Consider the following 18,160-nt stretch of genomic DNA (forward strand, 5'->3'; position numbering starts at 1 on the left):
GAGTTCTCGCGTGCCCGTCTCACCGTCACGCATCACGTTGGCGCGCAAGCTGCGCGGACAGACGCTGGCCGAGCTGGGACGCCAGACGGGCCTGAGCCCTCAGACGATCAACCGCTGGGAGAAGGACCACCAGGAACCGACTCCGGAGGGGCTCGACCGGTTGGCCGCGGCCCTGCGGTTGCCGGTCGAGTTCTTCATGCGACCCGAGATCGACCCGATCCCGGTCGACGCCGTGAGCTTCCGTGCCGTCACTAAGACCCCGGCGTTCCGGCGCGAGGCTGTGCTCGCGGCCGGCGCCATCGCCTGCGAGATCGCGACCTGGATCTCCGAGCGTTTCCGGCTGCCCGTCGCGGACGTCTCCTCTCTTAACCTGCCGCCCGAGGCGTCGCTGCACGATGTCGAAACGATCGCCTTGCGGGTCCGTGGCCAGTGGGATCTCGACCAGCGGCCGATCCCGAACATGGTGCACCTGCTCGAAGCCCGCGGTGTCCGCGTGTTCTCCCTGGTGCAGGAGGTCCGCGACGTCGACGCCTTCTCCTTCTACATGGAGAACGAACCGTTCGTCTTCATCGATACCGGCAAAACCGCCGAACGGCAGCGGTTCGACGCGGCCCACGAACTCGGCCACCTCGTCATGCACCAAGGACCCGAACGCGTGCAGAGCCGGGAAGCCGAACGCCAGGCCGACCGATTCGCCGCCGCCTTCCTGATGCCACGAGCGGACGTCCTCGCGCACAACCTCCGCAACGCCGGCCCCGACCAGCTCATCGACGCCAGCCGCCGATGGCGCGTGTCAGCCATGGCACTCGCGCACCGGCTCGGAGAACTCGGGCAGCTTACTGAATGGGGCTACCGCAGCGCCTGCGTCGAACTGGCCAAACGCGGCTACCGCCGCAGCGAACCCGGCAGCCAGCTCATCCCCGAGTCATCACAGATCCTCGAGAAGGTCTTCGCGCACCTGCGCGCGAATGGCTCCGGCGTCAAAGCGATCATCGACAGCACCAAACTCACCTCCGACGAGTTCAACCGGCACGTCTTCGGACTGGCGAAAACGGTCAGCCTGGGAGGCTCCGAGGGGCTGGAGGTGACTGCGCGACCGAACCGCAGTCACCTACATCTGGTTTCTCCGGGCTAGTTTCTCCGCTGAACGACGGCGCTTCTCGGGGCTACTGCTTCCTCGGCGCCGTCTTCACCTTGCGCCCTGCTCGCGACTCCCGACGGACGGTCCGATCACTTTCAGTGCGTCTTCGGTGGACTGGTCTGCGACGTCGAGGACTACCGTCGAGTTGCCAGCGGTGAGCTGCACTCGCTTTCAACGGTTCCGACCGAGAAACCGGTGGATCACGGCGGCGACAGACGGCCAGAAGGTCTCGTTTGAAACGACGGCATGGACGATCTCTCCTGCGCCGTTCGAGAACTCCGTGCCGTCGCGGTGTTCAATCATCGCTTCGCGAAGACCTTCACGAAGCACTTCCCGTGCCCCGAGGGAACTCGAAGCCGGAACGAGCGTTCGTCAAGCCCAGCTCGACGGCGAGGACAAGGCCAAATTTGGCAGCTATGGTCGATTCCATCGGGCAAGCGTGACAGCCTTCGGTGCGGAGTGACGCCAAACTGCGAGGTGCCGGGTGTTTCCGCTGGTAGAAACACGGGATCCGTCGATGTCTGACAATGGATCCCGCGTGGCGCAACGGCCAGGGCTCGATGTACCGGTCAGCAGCGAGTGGCCTGGTCACCGCACGGGAAGCGATGGACCCCGCCAGCCTCCTGGACTGACAGGGCCCTTCGACAGGATCACCACCGACGCCCTTCGGCCCCGAGCGGCTGCGGACGGACAGCAGGTACGCGGGATCGCGGCGACGTCCGTCCGGTTCGCCCACGGTGTCCGGATCGCGGTCACCTCCTCATTGCGCGCCTGCCCCGGACAGCACCTTGCTTCAGGGCGCAGTGACGACGTGTAACCTGCATGCCGCACACCCGAACGGACCGCCGTACTAACAAACTGAGCGTCACACTCCAGGAGGCAGCGGCCGGTGCGCGATCTCCTGGAACTCCATCTCGCTGGCTGCGAGCACTGGCTGCCACACTTCTGGTGGCTGCGCAGTCTTCACCCTGAAGCCCCCGATGAGTAGCCGAAGAATGGCCTCCAGCGATACCCGTGACGTGGGGAAGTGCACTCGGGCCAAGGTCGCTCCAGGTTTCAGCACTCCGGGTTCGTTCAGGTCCGCATGGATGTTGATGTGCGCGTGAGGGTGCCCGCTGTCGTCGTCGCGTAGGTAGTCGTATCGGAAGATCTCTCCCAGGCCACCGTCATCGTCGTCGGACTGGTTGATTTGGTACTGCACCGACGACTGCTCGACCTTGAGCCGCATCTCCTTGCCGACGTGAGGTGTCAGGTGAAGTGAGTACGCGACCCTTAGCCACCGGCCGTCGCGCAGCCGCACCGGAGACGTGGGGCCACCGTTGCCGCCGAGTACCCGGCGGGTCGGATCGCGGAGGCTCACGAGGTTGACGAACTCGTTGTCGGCAATCACGGTCAAGCTCAGCAGCAGCTGCATGAGATCGCGGAAAGCGTCGAACGACTTCGGCGTGCCGGCCATGTACTCCCGGGTGAGCTGCCGGGCTCGCGCGCTGTACTTGGCGGCGTCCGGGGTCACTCGGCAGTAGCAGACTGCAGCGAGTCCGAAGGGTCGAGAAGGTCAGCCAGCACCAGTGCGTCGCCGACGCGCCCCGCGTCCGGGAGCTTCCCGGCGCGGTAGGCGCGCACGACATCAGCCGCGGATCGGCCCAAGCGGGCACGCGTGACGCGGTCGATGTTCGCGATGATCTGCTCGCGCGTCAGCTCGACTGTGGTCACGGACATCTCGCACCTCGCCTCTCCAGATAGCAGCCGCTGTCGTGATCCATGATATCGGGTGGTACGACAATTTCCGAGGGAACGCCGACGCGACGCCTCCGTCCTGGCTCTGCGGAGGTGGCGACGGCCAAAAACCTGGCGACCGAGGACGCCCGACTCAGTGAAGTTGGCGAGGGGGCCCCATCGGCGGGAGCCGGGACACTGCGGGAGCCCCTCCCGGGGGCCTGCGAAACTTCACCTCACGCGAAGGGGCGCGGGCGCCAGCCCTCAGGCGCGTGGGGCCACAAGTTCGACCTGCTGCTCGAAGTGCGGGTAGCCGAGGCTGAAAGTTTCCGGCAGAAATCGCCGATGATCGGGAATCATGGCCTGCATGGCCGAGCCTCCTGCCCCAAGTCCAGAGTCAGCGAACAGGTCGCAAGGCCGACCCTACCCAGTGTTGTCGAACCGGGCGATTCTTTGGTCCGCTGCAGTACTGGTCACGCTCGGCGCTGGTCTCGCAATCGCCTTGCTGATCCTCTTCGGCCGTGGTCAGAACACCGGCCAGCTGGAAGCGATTAAGACAGCGGGCACGATCGTGATCGGGACCGGCGGAGCGGCCGCGCTCTGGCTCGCCGCGCGACGCCAGCGCACTGCCGAGATTGCGCTAAACCAGAAGCAATTCGACCAGGACGCCAACGACCGTGCGTTCGCATTGCAAGAACGGATCGCCGCCGCCAGCGCGGCCGACGCAGAAGCGCGCCGAGCCATCGAGCAGTACGGCCGTGCGGTCGAACAGTTGGGCTCGGAGAAGCCTGCGGTGCGTCTAGGCGGAATCTACGCCCTTGAACGTCTAGCTCAGGACAACCCGGCACACCGCCAGACCGTAGTCAACGTCCTCTGCGCGTACTTGCGGATTCCCTTCGACCCCGAGCCGCCACCTCACGACCGCATCGACAAGACGGCTGACGAATCAGAAGCCCCGGCACAACCCCTCGCTGACCACGATCACACTCAAGAACGCGAGGTTCGACTCGCCATCCAGCAGGTCTTCTCGCAGCATTTCTACGCAGGAACCGACCCTGATCGGCCTCCGCCCGATACCTTCTGGCCCGATACCGAGCTCAGGCTCCAAAACGCCGTGCTTTTCAGATTTCAGGCATATGCCTGCCGCATCCGGCGCGGAGTCTTCGAGAACGCCATATTCATCGGCCCGACAACGTTCAATACGACTACCTTCCTCGAGCAGGCTTTTTTCAGCGGCGCAAAGTTCGCAGGCCGTGCTGACTTCAGGCAGACTACCTTCGACATCGCCAGCTTCTATCAGGCCTCCTTCGACGGAGAAACCACTTTCGAGGATGCGACCTTCGCTAGTACGACCTACTTCGAAGACGTTATGTTCAGTGGACAAACCACATTCGCGAAGGCGACGTTCGCCGAAGGGGAACCGTCCGGAGTCGCCCAGCTACGGTCGAACGCCGCGACCAACGAAGGCGCCTCGCCCCCTCGACCATCGAGCCAGTCGGAGACAAGGTCCATGCCGTCGTCTGGAAGCGGGCGAAGGGGCCGCCGCGCGCCGAAGTAGAACCGCTTCGCGTCGGCAGAGCGTAGACCTGTGCTCAGCGCCGCTCGGGACGAAGTCGTGTTCGCAAGGGGCTACTGGTTTGGTACTTCGGTCCAGGTCGGCCTATCGCGAAGGGTGGACGCTGTGACGAGGGCGGGGCGGAGCGTCCCGTCGAAGGGTTGGAAGTAGGTGCTCTCGTCGGGCATGGCGTACCAGCGACCGCCGCCCAGGGAAGGCTTGTCGGCGGCTTCGTACACGGTCGCGCCGGTCAGGTCGGGTTCGTCCACTGCGCCTCCCAGGTCACTCGTACGGCCTAGCGTGTTACCAAGTCGAGTCAACCATGCCAGCAGTTGTCTGAGGATCACCGGTCGGGGTCCTGGCATCACTACCTGGTGTTATGTGAGCCACTACTGGTGCAGTACGCATATTCGAATGTGTGGTGTTCGATCTTGCGCAATGCGTTCTCGGACACATGTTCGGGTGATTGCCGGGAGGAGGTCGGCGGAGCGAGAAGGATCGCGGGTGCGCCAATGATCGTGGCGGGCTGACGGGATCTTGTGCTGCGCGGTTGTCAAGCGGGGACTGGCCGAGATCTTGCTGGGGAGAGCGAGCTGATCGTTACGCTGGCGGATGGTGCTGGCGCCGTCCGCCGCTAGGCTATCTGCGTGGGAACGATGCGTGTCCGCGCCGGGAAGAACACGATCCTCGCCCAGTCGGAACGAACGACTGCCGTGGACGTGGTCGCCGAGCTGGTCTGGAACGCGATCGACGCCGAGGCAACGGCAGTGGACGTGACGGTCATACCCGACGCCGCGGACGGGCCAGGTAACGCCGTAGTGGCTGATGACGGCCACGGCATGCCGTTCGACAATATCCCGAGTTACTTTCAGACCCACGGCGACTCGTGGAAGAAGGCTAGGCGGTTCTCTGAGGGCATCAAGCGGCCACTGCACGGCCAGCTCGGGCGTGGTCGCTTCCTTACCTATGGCATCGCTGAAGACGTCGAGTGGAGCACCACGGTCGCCACCGAAAGCGGCTTCGTCACGACGGTGGTCCACGGTTCGCGGAATCGTCCAGACGAGTTTTCTGTCAGCGACCCCCAGCCCGAAGAGGGGCCTCGCGGCACGACCGTCACCTTGACCCTTCGCCAGATCCCCCGAACCGTCCACCTGGTCGATGGTGACCTTCTCCCGCCGCTGACCGCCCAGCTCGCTGGGTCTCTGCTAGCCCTGCCCGATGTGACTGTCACCTACCGTGGTCAGCGGCTGGACCCCAAGTCTCACATCATCGACGAAATCGAGTTACCGGTCCCGGTTCCTGCGAAGGCGCTCCACGGCCTGGCCACGCCGGTGCTGCGATTCGTGGAATGGGACGAGGACATGAGTGCGAGGAGGCTCTTCCTCTGTGACCAGCATGGAGCCGTCGTCACTGACGTGAAGCCCACGCTGTCACGGCCAGCCCCGATCCACTGGAGTGCCTACCTAATCTGGGAAGGTTTCCGCGACCAGGACCTGATGTCCGCAGCCGACCTTGCCCTGCCCGAGATACGCCACGGCGACCTGCTCGACGCCGCGCAAACGGTCCTAAACGATCACCTCGGGCAACTGACTAACGACCGAAAGGGCGCCATTCTCGCCGAGTGGAAGGCCCAAGGCGTCTACCCGTACGCCGGCTCGCCCAGCACACCGGCCGAAGAGGTCGAACGCGAAGTCTTCGACATCGTCGCTGTGCTGGCCAGCCAGGCCATCGGCAAGGACCGTCGGCAGAAGGAACTGTCACTCAGGCTCCTCCAGGAGGCGGCAAGGGCCGAGCCCACCAGGACCGGGCAGATGCTGACTAAGGTCCTCACCCTGTCCGACGACGAGCAGGAAATGCTGGTCGAGCTGCTGGAGCGCACCACGTTTGGGTCCATCGTGCGGTCCGCCCACACCTTGGCCGACCGTGTGGACTTCTTGGCCGGGCTGCGTCGGCTCCTCTACTCCGATGAAACGCGCAAGACGTTCCGCGAGGTCGACCAGCTCCATCCCATGTTGGTGCAGGAGCCATGGATCTTCGGGGACGAATGGAGCCTGTCGCTATCGGAATCCGGGCTCTCGCGCGTGGTCCGGGCCGCCACCTCGGACGCCGAGTACGCTCCCACCCCAGTCACACTGCCCTCGGGCAAACGCGGGCGGGTCGACATGGTGTTCTACCGCCACCTTCCCGAGAGCGAACGCAACCGGCACCTCGTTGTCGAGCTTAAGCGGCCCATGCGCGCGACCATGAAGGAATTTAGTCAGCTCAACGACTACGCAACCGCCATCACCGGGCATCCGGAGGTTGTCGGGACGTCCAACGAGTGGGATTTCTGGCTGATCACCACCGACGTCAACGACGCCGTGCGCAACTTGTGGAGCAACACCAGTCAGCCCGGTCTAGTCATGACTGGACCGCAGTACCGGCTCTGGATTATGACCTGGGGACAACTGCTCGAGCGAGCTGAGCGACGTCTCGAGGCGTTCCGCCAGTCCCTCGACCTCGTGTCGACTGAAGGCACCAGCCGGGCCTACCTGCAGCGTCGCCATGCTGAGTTCATTCCCGAATCCGAAAAGGACCGACCAGCTCGCTAGCGCTCGACGCGCTCAGTAGAGAACCGCCATGACGCGTGCGGCTCAGAACAGTCACATGCGCCGGGCCGGATGACCTGCTGACACCGGACAAGTATCCTGGGAAATTGGTTCCTAATGTCCCTGATCTAATCAGTGTATCTCGCCTCGATCCACACTCGTCCGTACACTACATGCATGCAATCCCAGACGAGCAGCATAAACGAAGATGTCGGCCCCATCTGGACGTTGAACGCCCGGGACAGTTTCCTTCTTCGGATGGCTCGTAGCCACTTCAACCTCGGCCCAACGTCCGTTCAGCGTGAGATAGAAGTTGCTTACCGAGAGACTGTCGAGCTTCTCGGTCAAAAAGGCGTGGACTATGCAAAACTACGCGCAGCGCTCGTGCCTCAGAGTAGTGGCGCTGAAGCGGTTTTCGTATTCGACTCAGAGGTCGAATACGGTCCCGAGCCGTTCAGGCGCGTACTTCAAATGCTGGATAAGGATCATAGTTGCAGCATCCTTGCTGGCGATCTTATCGGAGTCCCTGAAGACTTGGCGCTTAGCCTGTTGGGAGAATACGTCAACTGGTTCAAGCGGCCTACGATTCTTCATAGTGGTCAACTGTTTGTCATCTACATTAACAATCTAACGCCGGTCAGGCTGGAAGCACTTCGCCGCTCAATGGAGAGTATGCCTTGCTACGTCGGTTTTGGCGAAGTTTCCTATGGCACCGCCTTCAAGACGTGGATGTCGATGTCGCTTCCGCCTTGCTATGTGAAGCTGCGACAGGTATTTATCACTGCTCATTCCGACGATTTACCGGATGAGAAAAATGAGGATGCGCGCGGATGGATTAGCGACGATTGGCGATGTGTAAGTATTGCCAATCGCTACTTCGAAATGTTCCTCTCTTTCAAGATTGAGCGAGAACTGTCGAGCGACGACCATGAAGATGTCCAGCTTAGTCTCAATGGTATCAGTGACCATCCAGTGGATTTTTCTGCCCTTGACATCGAAATAGCGCCAGAGAAGCTTGAATATCTCCGGCAAAAAAAGTCCGTATCGCTTGATCGTGCTGGACTGTCAGGGTTGTCGGTCCACGAGGTTTGTGCTCAAATCTCCAGTAAGATTAGATCCAACTATATATACAACCTCCGATACAGTGCCGAGTGGCATCAATCATTATTCAACATCATGCTTGAATTCTTTCATGAAGGACAGAGGTTCAGGCTGATGGTCGCACTGGCGTATATGCCCTCAAGTCGAACCTTGAGGGTGACCACGGCGTATTAGGCAGTCAATCGCGCTTATTAAGGGCGAGGCGAGAACGTTTCCTCCGTCGAGGTCGAACGCACTATCGAGCAGCACCACGATGTACCCGCGGCGGCGGTCGTCGGGGTTCCCTTCTGAACTGACCGACGAGGACGTCCTCGCCTACGCCGTGCCCCGGATCGGACCAACGTCCCGAGGATGTCGTTGGATGGTGCGCCGAACAGCTAGAGCCATTCGAGACTCCGCGATACATCGAACTCATCGACCAGATGCCGGAGACACCCACGGCGAAGATCCAGAAAGCCAAGCTTCAGGCCGTGACTAGGGCGAGGCGGAGAGCGCCGTCGAAAGGCAGGAAGAAGGTGGTCTCCTCGGGTGGCACGTACCAGCGGCCACCGCCCAGTGAGGGTTTGTCAGCGGCTTCGTACACGGTTGTCAAACGACAGCTGAGCTGGCCGGAGACAAGGCACTGACCAGCGGCCGAACAGGAAGCCTGACGTGCCCGGCGAACGTCGGCGTCAAACTAGCTGGCCCTTCTCTACGAATTCGCCCTTCGGCGTCAGAGCCCTCGCACTGGGGCGGCGACTGTGCTGCAGCTGCACCCCACCGAGGATAAGGCTGCCATTCGGGCAGGTTCGAATCTTGGACAAGTATCCGATTCGGACGGCGAATTCGTTGCGCCGGCCGGTCTCGGCGCGAGGCGGTTCAGTCGCTGCGTCACAGCAGTCCGGCCTGGTGCAGGCGGATCACTGCGGCGAGCACACCGCTGCTGCCGAGAAGTGCACCGAGCAGGATCTTCAGCAAAGTCAGCGCTCGCAGGGCGCGCCGGTGGTCGGTGGTCGTGAGTGCCACCGCTGTGGCGGCGGTGAGCAGCACCAGCGCGATGAGGGTGATCAACGGCGTCCACATGATCATGTCCTGTCCTCCGAAGTCGCGAGCCCGGACCGTCCGCGCTCGAGGATCAGGCTGGACGAGCTGCAGGACTACCTCGACTTCGCCGGCGGCGTGCCAGCGGGACAGGTCCGCGAGCTGATCGCGGCCGGTGTGGTGACGGTCGCGACGTGCTGGCCCGGCGAACACAGCAAGCGAGTGGCGCTACCCGAGGGCGATCGGCCGGACCCGTACGCCAACGACCGACGCTTGCTCGACCTGGCCGACGTGCTGCACGTGCCCGACGCATTCAGCCCTCTCGAGCGGCGCCGCGCCGAGGAACTTGCGGGAACCGATCGCCGGATCCGGGTCGCGCTCGACACCTCCGACGCCGGCTTCACCCAGGTGATGGCCGCGGGCCCAGAACTGATCCGTCACTGGAGCCAGGCGCCCGCCTACGCCAAGGCTGTCATCACCGCCGCACTCGACGCCCGCCGCGTCGGCGCCACGCACCCATGACCCGCGACTACCTCGCCGACGCCGCACCTGGGTACCTGAACGAGCGCGAAATAGCGACCGCTCCCTCGGGCTGGCTCGATGTTGCCCTGAACTACGCCACTAGATTGCTACACGGTGCCACCGCCACCCTCACTCCGGTCGCCGCCGGCATAGGAAGCATCGCTGGCTACCGCGTCGCCGACTACTTGTATCAGCACGCCCTGCATGCCCGCCGTACCGAACATCTTCCCGACGCCGTCTGGCACGCCTTGATCCGCCACCACCACTCCGATGACACCGGCCAGCTAGCTGGCAACGCCGAACGCCGCGGCCGCGATCACGAAGCCCTCGCTCTGCATCAGCAGCTCGCCGACAGCGGTGGCGTCGTTGCCGCCTACCGGCTGGCGGGGCTGCTGGCTGAGCAGGGGCAGGTGGACGAGCTGCGCGCCCGCGCCGAGCACGGCGACGCACGCTACGCCGTCTCGTTGGCCAAGCTGGGGCAGTTCGAAGACGCCATTCGGTTGCTACGACCCCACGCCGACAATCACGACGAGTTTGCGACCGTGCGTTTGGCTGAGCTGCTGGCCGAGCAGGGGCAGGTCGAAGAAGCCATCCGGCTGCTGCGCGCTCGCGCTGACAACGGCGACGGGACCGCTGCCGTCCGGTTGGCTGAGCTGCTGGCGTCGCAGGGACTGGTCGAGCAGCTGCGCGCTCGCGCCGACAACGGCGACGGCTTTGCCGCCAAACGTTTGACTGAGCTGCTAACCAACGAGGGACATGTTGCGGAACTGGAAAGAGAAGTGGCGGCGGGAACGTCCGGTGCGGCCGCCGCTCTGCGTCAGGTGAGGTCCCATGTGTCGTCCCGTGCAGATTGACAGCTGCAGAGCGGATCTCGCGCACCCGACAGACCGACAAGGCCGCCCGGTCCAAAGGCTAGTGCACATGATCATACCCGGCGAACAGCCACTCTCGGGTCACGTACCGAGTGGCCGACGCCGACCTGGCGGCAGGTAACTGACATTGGTGGCGGATGTCCTGAAAGCCTGAGACTGCAGCCAGTCGGCGCGCAGGGCGGCGAACATCGCGTCGAAACTTTCGGATCTGCGGCGCCGGTGTTGCTGGGCTGACCGCGGAACTACGAGAACGACCGCACCGGCGCGACGTCTTCGAACGCGTGCCCCGCCGCGAGGTCTAGCGGGAGACGCTGATCGGCACCGTCACGGTTGAGGAACCCGACGCGGAAATCGGAGAAATACTCAGTCGGGTCACGTTGCTGGAGCGGACGATGTGACCCTAGTTGGCAGTGGAAGGACGATCTGCTCCAGATTTGCTCCAGCTACTGAACAGTAACTGAAGTTCGGCGGGTTAATTCTCAAAGTGAGGTAGAACGAAAAAACCGCCCTGCCTCGGCAAATCTGCCAGGTGGGCGGTATTTCGTCACTGTGGAGCTAAGGGGACTCGAACCCCTGACCCCCTCACTGCCAGTGAGGTGCGCTACCAGCTGCGCCATAGCCCCGGAGCGAAGTTGTACTCCGCATCTCGTGTGTCCATACATTACACCGCCCGCGGAGGCCGTTCACGCGGGGGTCACTCTACGCGGTCCCGATCGTCGGAACTGGTGCTGACCTGCATCTTTGAGCCTTATTTTTAGACGTGTATTGACTCCGCGTGTGACCGCCGTTACGTTTTCGACCATCGTGACGCCGAGGTCCCCGCCCGCTACGCCGCGTCTCCACTGGGCTCCGCCTCAGCTCGCCCTGCCCGAATGACGCGGAGGAGGTCCTGATGAGGGCCAGAGCAGCCCTGATAGCCCTGTTTTCCCTGGTCGGAGCGCTGATCGTGGTGGCTCCGGCGGCGCAGGCGGCCATCGTTCCCGATACCTGGTACACGGTGACGACCAGCGGCGGCAAGTGCGTGGACGCGCGTGCCGCCGGGTCGGCCAACGGGACGGTCGTCCAGCAGTACGCCTGCAACCAGACCTTCTCCCAGCAGTGGCAGTTCCAGCCGACGTCGGGTGGCTTCTACCGGGTGAACACACGCAACAACCCGGCGCAGGTGTGGGACGTCGCCGACGTGTCGGTGGCCGACGGCGGGCTCGTCCAGCTGTGGACCTACGGCGGCGGGAACAATCAGCAGTGGCAGCCGGTGGAGGAAACGGGTGGGGCCTATCACTTCGTGAGCCGCAACAGCGGCCGGTGCCTCGACATCCCTGGCCTCTCGACCCAGGACAGCACCCAGCTCCAGCAGTATTCCTGCAACGGCTCCGGCGCCCAGTCCTTCCGGCTCACGCCGGTCACCGGCACCGCGAACCCCGACCTCGGGCCGAACGTGCTCGTCTTCGACCCCGGTATGTCGCAGTCAGCGATCCAGTCCCAGGTCAACAGCGTCTTCTCGCAGCAGGAGACCAGCCAGTTCGGCTCGAACCGGAAGGCGCTGCTGTTCAAGCCGGGGTCCTACAACGTCGACGTCAACGTCGGGTTCTACACGCAGGTGCTCGGGCTCGGCCTCTCACCGGACAACGTGACGATCAACGGCGCGGTGCACGCGGAGGCCGACTGGTTCCAGGGTAACGCGACGCAGAACTTCTGGCGTGGCGCGGAAAACCTGTCCGTGAACCCCAACGGCGGCACCGACCGCTGGGCCGTTTCACAGGCCGCGCCGTACCGCCGGATGCATGTCCGCGGCAATCTGCAGCTCGACGACGGCGGCTGGTCCAGCGGCGGCTGGATGTCCGACGTCAAGGTCGACGGCCAGGTCCGGTCCGGCTCACAGCAGCAGTGGATCTCGCGCAACTCGCAGTTCGGCGGCTGGAGCGGTTCGAACTGGAACATGGTGTTCGCCGGAGTCGGCGGCGCCCCGTCGACCAGTTTCCCGAATCCGCCGTACACCACGGTGAACACGACGCCGGTCGTGCGGGAGAAGCCGTTCCTCTACGTCGACAACGCGGGCGCGTACCAGGTGTTCGTGCCTTCCAAGCGCACCAACGCCTCGGGCATCACCTGGGGTGCGAACCAGCCGGGCTCGTCACTGCCGATCAGCCGGTTCTTCATCGCGAAGCCCGGCACGACGGCGTCGCAGATCAACGCGGCTTTGGCCGAGGGCAAGGATCTTCTGATCACTCCGGGCGTCTACCACCTCAACGAGACGCTCCGCGTCACCCGGCCGGACACCGTCGTGCTCGGACTCGGCCTGGCGACACTGATCCCCGACAACGGCATCACCGCGATGACGGTGGCCGACGTCGACGGCGTCAAGGTCGCCGGCGTGCTGATCGACGCGGGCACCACGAACTCGAACACGCTGATGGAGGTCGGCCCCGCGAACTCCGCGCAGGATCACGCGGCCAACCCGACTTCGCTGCACGACGTGTTCTTCCGCGTCGGCGGCGCGGGCGTCGGCAAGGCGACGAACAGCCTGGTGGTCAACAGCGACGACGTCATCGGCGACCACCTGTGGATCTGGCGCGCCGACCACGGCAGCGGCGTCGGCTGGAACACCAACACCGCCGACACCGGGCTGATCGTGAACGGCGACGACGTCACGATGTACGGCCTGTTCGTCGAGCATTACCAGAAGTACCAGACACTCTGGAACGGAAACCGCGGCCGGACGTACTTCTACCAGAACGAAATGCCTTACGACCCACCGAATCAGGCCGCGTGGATGAACGGTTCGACGCGGGGTTACGCGGCCTACAAGGTGGCGAATTCGGTGACGAACCACGAGGCGTACGGGCTCGGGAGTTACTGCTTCTTCAACGTGAATCCGAGCGTGGTCGCGGATCGCGCGATCGAGGCGCCGAACAATCCGGACGTCCGGTTCCGCAGCATAGTCGCGGTCTCCCTCGGCGGGAACGGCACCATCAGCCGGGTCGTCAACGACCGCGGCGGACCGGCGAATTCGGGTTCGAACGTGGCGAACCTGGTCGCCTATCCCTGATGGACCCCGGTGCGCGTCGTGATGGCGGTCGCGGCGCGCACCGGCCTTTCACCCCTACGGGTGGCATGCCGCGCGCTCGCCTCCGGGCGCTCCGATACTCGGGGCATGCCTCTCGTCGGTCTCACCGTCGTCGAACCCCGCCTCGCCTGGCCGCTGGCCGCCGTCCGCGGGGTTTTCGCCATCCTGTTCGGCGTACTCGCGCTCATCTGGCCCGGCGCCACCGTCCTGGCCCTCGCGATCATTTACGGCATCTACGCGATCATCGACGGCATCGGCGGCCTGATGCAGGCTTTCCGCCCGGGTGACGCCGCCCATCGCGCCGCCTACGGAATCCTCGGCGTACTCGGTATCGCCGCCGGTGTCCTCGTGCTGCTCTGGCCCGGGATCACCGTGCTGGTGCTGGCCTTCCTCGTCGGGTTCTGGGCGATCTTCACCGGCATCGTCGAGATCGTCGCCGCGATCCGGCTGCGCAAGCAGATCGAGGGCGAGGCCTTCCTCATCGCGGCGGGCGCGCTCTCGCTGATCGCGGGCATCGTGATCGTGATCAACCCGATCGCCGGCGCCTACGGGATCGCGCTGCTGGTCGGGATCTACGCCCTGCTGTACGGCATCATGCTGCTCGTCCTGGCCTTCCGCATGCGCAAACTCACCCAAGCCTGAAGGCCTGTCGCAAGTGGACCTGCGCCCCGACTCGGCGCAGGTTCGACAAGCTCGGCGAGCCCTCCACGGCGGTCGCAACGGCGAAGCGACGGCCTTCGCGGGCGGCCGCGGCGAGACCATGCGCCATCAGCCGCGCCTGCGCGCCTTTGCCGCGATGTGCTCGCGGCGTGGCCGATCCGCCGAGGAGGACACCTTCCCCGTGCGGGCTCAGGGCGGCCGCGGAGATCGGCACGCCGTCGTGGACCAGCAGCGACCGCCGGATCCGCGGATCGCGGTGTTCGGCGGCGATGAACTCCGTCACGCCGCCGCCGCTTTCGTACCCGTCGAGCAGGACGCGGAGGAAGACGTCGATGTCGGGCGAGTCGTCGACGTCCGCGTCCGAGGCCGCGAGTCCGGTGAGCGGAAGGATCGCGATCGGACGGACGCCGTCGGGCACGAGACCGGCCGGGTTCAAGCCCGCCGGAAGCACGAGTGTCGGCGGGTCTCCGTCCCAGCACGAAGCGCCGGCGAGCCGGATTGCCGACGGCAGATTCCCCTCGGTGACGCCGGAGATCGTGCGCAGGAACCGCAGTTCCGGTGCGGTGGCCAGCACCGCGAGCAGCCCGTCTTCGCGCCACGCGGAGAAAGTGCCCGGCAGACCCGTGGCCGCTTCACACGCGATGGCGGTACGGGCGTGGATCACTTCTTCGGCTTCGGTCAGCACGTCTCGAACGTAATAGGGATTAGGCTGAACCGGTGAGCCAGCCGATCCTGTTGACCGTCGACGACGATCCCGCCGTGTCCCGTTCGGTCGCCCGCGACCTGCGTAAACGGTACGGGAAGGACTATCGGATCATCCGGGCCGATTCCGGTGCCGACGCCCTCGAAGCCCTGCGCGAGATCAAGCTGCGCGGCGACGCCGTGGCCGCGATCCTCGCCGACTACCGGATGCCGCAGATGGACGGCATCGTCTTCCTCGAGAAGGCGATGGACCTGTTCCCCAACGCGCGCCGCGCGCTGCTGACAGCGTATGCCGACACCGACGCCGCGATCCAGGCGATCAACGTCGTCGACGTCGACCACTACCTCCTCAAGCCGTGGGACCCGCCGGAGGAGAAGCTCTACCCGGTCATCGACGCGCTGGTGGAGACCTGGCGCGCGGTGGGGGAGCGGCCGGTCGACGAGATCAAGCTCATCGGCCACCGGTACTCGTCACCGTCGTTCCACCTGCGCGATTTCTTGGCGCGCAACGCCGTGCCGTATCGCTGGTACTCCGTCGACGACGACGAAGGCCGCCGGATCCTCGACGCGGCGGACACGGCACCCCACGACATCCCGGTGCTGGTCACGCCCGACGGCACGGTGCTGCGCCAGCCGTCCGGACCCGAACTCGCCGACGCCGTCGGCCTGTCCACCCGGCCCGCGCAGGAGTTCTACGACCTGATCGTCATCGGCGGCGGGCCCGCCGGGCTCGGGGCGGCCGTGTACGGCGCGTCGGAGGGCCTGCGGACGGTGATCGTCGAGCGCAAGGCAACCGGCGGGCAGGCGGGCACCAGCTCCCGCATCGAGAACTATCTCGGTTTCCCGGACGGGGTTTCCGGCGCGCAGCTCACCGACCGCGCGCGGCGGCAGGCGCTCAAGTTCGGCGCCGAGGTGCTCACCGCCCGCGACGTCGTGGGCCTGGAGGCGCGCGGTTCCGCGCGGGTGGTCCTCTTCGGAGACGGGACCGAGATCTCCGCGCATTCCGTGGTGCTGGCCAGCGGCGTCAACTACCGCGCCCTGGAGGCTCCCGGCGTCGCCGAGCTCGCCGGCCGTGGCGTCTACTACGGCTCGGCCGCCACCGAGGCGCCCGAGTGCAAGGGCGAGCACGTCTACATCGTCGGCGGCGCGAACTCGGCGGGTCAGGCGGCGGTGTTCTTCTCCAAACACGCGGCCGACGTCACCATCCTCGTCCGCGGCCAGTCGCTGGAAGCGTCGATGTCGCACTACCTGATCGAGCAGATCGCCGCGATCGGGAACATCCACGTCCGTACCCGGACCACGGTGGTCGAGGCGCACGGCGACGATCACCTCGAACAGCTGACCCTGTGCGAGAACGGCGGCGCGACCGAGACCGTGCCCACCGGGCACCTGTTCATCTTCATCGGCGCTGCGCCGCGCACCGACTGGCTCGGCACGGAGATCCAGCGTGACGACCACGGCTTCGTGCGGACCGGTCCCGATCTGCTCACCGAGGGCGGTCCGCCGCCGGGCTGGACGCTGGAGCGTGACCCGCACTACCTGGAGTCCTCCATCCCCGGCGTGTTCGTGGCGGGCGACGTCCGGGCCGCGTCGGTGAAACGCGTCGCCTCGGCCGTCGGCGAAGGCGCCATGGCCGTCACCCTGGTTCACCGCTACTTGGAGGAACAATGAGCGTTCTGCCCAGGGAGGAACTGCGCGGGCTCTTCCTTTTCGAGCACCTCAGCGAAGAACAGCTCGACTGGATCGACGAGCACGCCGTCCTGGAGCAGTACAGCGGCGGCACCACGGTCATGCGCGAGGGTGAACCGGCCACCTGTTTCTACCTCCTGCTGTCCGGCGCGCTGCGGATGACGCGGCTCGTCGGCGGCACCGAGGTCGAGACGATCCGGTCCGACCAGCGCGGCGCGTACTGCGGCGCGACGCAGTTCTTCGTGCACCAGGAGACAGAACACACGTATGGCGCTTCGGTGCACGCTGTCAGCGACCTCACCTTCCTGACGCTGCCCGCGGCCGAGTTCGCCACCGAGTTCCGCCGCTGGTTCCCGATGGCGACGCATCTGCTGGAGGGCATGTACCTCGGCTGGCGCAACAGCGACACCGTGATCGGCTCGCGGCGGCGGCTGCTCGCGCTCGGCGAGCTCTCCGCCGGGCTGACCCACGAACTCAACAACCCGGCCGCCGCGGCCGTCCGCGCGACGGCGTCGTTGCGGGAGCGGGTCGCCGGGATGCGGCACAAGCTCGCGATGCTGGCGAAGAAGAACGTCGACCCGACGCTGCTGGAGCAGTTGCTGGAGATCCAGGAACAACTGGTCAAGCAGGTCGCCTCGGCGCCGAAGCTGACCGCGATGCAGCAGGCCGACCGCGAGGACGAGATCGGCGACTGGTTCGACGACCACGGCATCGACCAGGGCTGGGACCTCGCCGACATCTACGTCCGCGCCGGGCTGACCGTGCCCGATCTGGACCGGCTGCTCGAATCGGTCGGGGAGACCTTCCTCGACGGCGCCGTCCGCTGGCTCGCGTACGCGCTCGAAACCGAGATGCTGATGGGAGAGATCGAGGATTCGACGACCCGCATCTCGGTGCTGGTCGGCAAGGCCAAGCAGTACTCCCAGATGGACCGCGCGCCGCACCAGTGGATCGACGTCCACGAAGGACTCGACTCCACGCTCGTCATGCTGGCGGGCAAAATCGCGCCGGGCGTCCGCGTCGTGAAGGAGTACGACCACACGGTGCCGAGGATCCCGGCGTACGCGGGCGAGCTGAACCAGGTGTGGACGAACGTCATCGACAACGCGCTGGGCGCCATGGGGACCGAGGGCACGCTGACCCTGCGGACGTCCCGGGTGGACGACCACGTGCACGTCGAGATCGGCGACACCGGACCGGGGATCCCGGCGGAAGTGCGGCAGCGGATCTTCGAGCCGTTCTTCACCACGAAACCGGTGGGGCAGGGGACCGGGCTCGGCCTGGACATCTCCTGGCGCATCGTCGTCGAACGGCATCAGGGCGATCTCCGGGTCGATTCGGCACCGGGTGACACGCGGTTCACCGTGTGCCTGCCGGTCTCGGAGCAGTCCGTGATCTGATTTCGAGAGCCGGGTGGTCGTGAGTGGCGATTCGGGTTCTATTGAGGGGTAGGGCAAAGGTGGCGTGTGCCTGGCCTGCCCACCTGCCGGTTTCGGGTGTTGCGAAAGCCACGTTCGCAACGCTCAACGT

General features: G+C 65.2%; 15 protein-coding genes and 1 tRNA gene. 10 read left to right on the plus strand and 6 right to left on the minus strand.

Features of this window, described 5'->3' with window-relative positions; all coding sequences use genetic code 11:
• Positions 1-10 precede the first annotated feature (10 nt).
• A complete protein-coding gene (locus ACFWMR_RS04870; protein ID WP_378377079.1) occupies positions 11-1,135 on the plus strand; it encodes a helix-turn-helix domain-containing protein in 1,125 nt (374 codons plus the stop codon).
• Between the two features lie 871 nt (positions 1,136-2,006).
• On the opposite strand, the gene ACFWMR_RS04875 is transcribed toward ACFWMR_RS04870, so the two are convergent.
• Both ACFWMR_RS04875 and ACFWMR_RS04880 read right to left on the minus strand, forming a co-directional pair.
• Entirely contained in the window at positions 2,007-2,654 is a 648-nt protein-coding gene (locus ACFWMR_RS04875) for a hypothetical protein (RefSeq protein ID WP_378377080.1), read from the minus strand.
• Positions 2,651-2,860 carry a hypothetical protein gene (locus tag ACFWMR_RS04880; RefSeq protein WP_378377082.1) on the minus strand — a complete coding sequence of 70 codons (210 nt, stop codon included), beginning with the start codon at positions 2,858-2,860 and terminating at the stop codon, positions 2,651-2,653. The genes ACFWMR_RS04875 and ACFWMR_RS04880 overlap by 4 nt, the downstream gene beginning before the upstream one ends.
• A gap of 430 nt (positions 2,861-3,290) precedes the next feature.
• Between ACFWMR_RS04880 and ACFWMR_RS04885 the strand changes: the two genes are divergently transcribed.
• The gene (locus ACFWMR_RS04885) at positions 3,291-4,415 is read left to right on the plus strand and encodes a pentapeptide repeat-containing protein (protein ID WP_378377084.1); all 1,125 of its coding nucleotides are present in this window, start codon (positions 3,291-3,293) and stop codon (positions 4,413-4,415) included.
• Positions 4,416-4,486: 71 nt separating this feature from the next.
• Here ACFWMR_RS04885 and ACFWMR_RS04890 read toward each other — a convergent pair whose 3' ends face one another.
• Positions 4,487-4,681 carry a hypothetical protein gene (locus tag ACFWMR_RS04890; protein ID WP_378377086.1) on the minus strand — a complete coding sequence of 65 codons (195 nt, stop codon included), beginning with the start codon at positions 4,679-4,681 and terminating at the stop codon, positions 4,487-4,489.
• 387 nt (positions 4,682-5,068) lie between these two features.
• Between ACFWMR_RS04890 and ACFWMR_RS04895 the strand changes: the two genes are divergently transcribed.
• Complete coding sequence (locus ACFWMR_RS04895; RefSeq protein WP_378377111.1) at positions 5,069-7,003, plus strand: ATP-binding protein; 1,935 nt, start codon at positions 5,069-5,071, stop codon at positions 7,001-7,003.
• Between the two features lie 174 nt (positions 7,004-7,177).
• Positions 7,178-8,275 (plus strand): hypothetical protein, encoded by a 1,098-nt coding sequence (locus ACFWMR_RS04900; RefSeq protein WP_378377088.1) that lies wholly within the window; start codon positions 7,178-7,180, stop codon positions 8,273-8,275.
• Positions 8,276-8,971: 696 nt separating this feature from the next.
• Here the strand turns inward: ACFWMR_RS04900 and ACFWMR_RS04905 are convergent.
• The gene (locus ACFWMR_RS04905) at positions 8,972-9,169 is read right to left on the minus strand and encodes a hypothetical protein (RefSeq protein WP_378377089.1); all 198 of its coding nucleotides are present in this window, start codon (positions 9,167-9,169) and stop codon (positions 8,972-8,974) included.
• A 90-nt stretch (positions 9,170-9,259) separates the two neighbouring features.
• Here ACFWMR_RS04905 and ACFWMR_RS04910 point away from each other — a divergent pair, with 90 nt between their 5' ends.
• Both ACFWMR_RS04910 and ACFWMR_RS04915 read left to right on the plus strand, forming a co-directional pair.
• On the plus strand, positions 9,260-9,643 hold the full coding sequence (locus ACFWMR_RS04910) for a hypothetical protein (protein WP_378377091.1): 384 nt from the start codon (positions 9,260-9,262) through the stop codon (positions 9,641-9,643).
• Positions 9,640-10,497, plus strand: a complete 858-nt coding sequence (locus ACFWMR_RS04915; RefSeq protein WP_378377093.1) for a hypothetical protein — start codon at positions 9,640-9,642, stop codon at positions 10,495-10,497. Before ACFWMR_RS04910 ends, ACFWMR_RS04915 begins: the two co-directional genes overlap by 4 nt.
• Before the next feature lie 568 nt (positions 10,498-11,065).
• Here the strand turns inward: ACFWMR_RS04915 and ACFWMR_RS04920 are convergent.
• Positions 11,066-11,138, minus strand: a tRNA-Ala gene (locus ACFWMR_RS04920).
• Positions 11,139-11,407: 269 nt separating this feature from the next.
• Here ACFWMR_RS04920 and ACFWMR_RS04925 point away from each other — a divergent pair.
• Both ACFWMR_RS04925 and ACFWMR_RS04930 read left to right on the plus strand, forming a co-directional pair.
• Positions 11,408-13,561 (plus strand): RICIN domain-containing protein, encoded by a 2,154-nt coding sequence (locus tag ACFWMR_RS04925; protein ID WP_378377095.1) that lies wholly within the window; start codon positions 11,408-11,410, stop codon positions 13,559-13,561.
• A 105-nt stretch (positions 13,562-13,666) separates the two neighbouring features.
• A complete protein-coding gene (locus ACFWMR_RS04930) occupies positions 13,667-14,221 on the plus strand; it encodes an HdeD family acid-resistance protein (protein ID WP_378377097.1) in 555 nt (184 codons plus the stop codon).
• Here the strand turns inward: ACFWMR_RS04930 and ACFWMR_RS04935 are convergent.
• Positions 14,208-14,924 carry a hypothetical protein gene (locus ACFWMR_RS04935; RefSeq protein WP_378377099.1) on the minus strand — a complete coding sequence of 239 codons (717 nt, stop codon included), beginning with the start codon at positions 14,922-14,924 and terminating at the stop codon, positions 14,208-14,210. The genes ACFWMR_RS04930 and ACFWMR_RS04935 overlap by 14 nt on opposite strands.
• Positions 14,925-14,956: 32 nt before the next feature.
• On the opposite strand from ACFWMR_RS04935, the gene ACFWMR_RS04940 reads away from it, so the two are divergent.
• Complete coding sequence (locus ACFWMR_RS04940) at positions 14,957-16,612, plus strand: FAD-dependent oxidoreductase (RefSeq protein ID WP_378377101.1); 1,656 nt, start codon at positions 14,957-14,959, stop codon at positions 16,610-16,612.
• Positions 16,609-18,030, plus strand: coding sequence for an ATP-binding protein (locus ACFWMR_RS04945; RefSeq protein ID WP_378377103.1), 1,422 nt, complete (start codon positions 16,609-16,611; stop codon positions 18,028-18,030). The genes ACFWMR_RS04940 and ACFWMR_RS04945 overlap by 4 nt, the downstream gene beginning before the upstream one ends.
• The last annotated feature ends 130 nt before the right edge of the window (positions 18,031-18,160 follow it).

This window comes from Amycolatopsis thailandensis (assembly GCF_042723255.1).
Taxonomy (GTDB): Bacteria; Actinomycetota; Actinomycetes; order Mycobacteriales; family Pseudonocardiaceae; genus Amycolatopsis; species Amycolatopsis thailandensis.

What these genes read in the sequence shown, in the direction of transcription:
- ACFWMR_RS04915 (WP_378377093.1), top strand. Translation starts at nt 9,640, where the DNA reads ATGACCCGCGACTACCTCGCCGACGCCGCACCTGGGTACCTGAACGAG.
- ACFWMR_RS04905 (WP_378377089.1), bottom strand. Translation starts at nt 9,169, where the DNA reads ATGATCATGTGGACGCCGTTGATCACCCTCATCGCGCTGGTGCTGCTC.
- ACFWMR_RS04880 (WP_378377082.1), bottom strand. Translation starts at nt 2,860, where the DNA reads ATGTCCGTGACCACAGTCGAGCTGACGCGCGAGCAGATCATCGCGAAC.
- ACFWMR_RS04945 (WP_378377103.1), top strand. Translation starts at nt 16,609, where the DNA reads ATGAGCGTTCTGCCCAGGGAGGAACTGCGCGGGCTCTTCCTTTTCGAG.
- ACFWMR_RS04930 (WP_378377097.1), top strand. Translation starts at nt 13,667, where the DNA reads ATGCCTCTCGTCGGTCTCACCGTCGTCGAACCCCGCCTCGCCTGGCCG.
- ACFWMR_RS04900 (WP_378377088.1), top strand. Translation starts at nt 7,178, where the DNA reads ATGCAATCCCAGACGAGCAGCATAAACGAAGATGTCGGCCCCATCTGG.
- ACFWMR_RS04925 (WP_378377095.1), top strand. Translation starts at nt 11,408, where the DNA reads ATGAGGGCCAGAGCAGCCCTGATAGCCCTGTTTTCCCTGGTCGGAGCG.
- ACFWMR_RS04895 (WP_378377111.1), top strand. Translation starts at nt 5,069, where the DNA reads ATGCGTGTCCGCGCCGGGAAGAACACGATCCTCGCCCAGTCGGAACGA.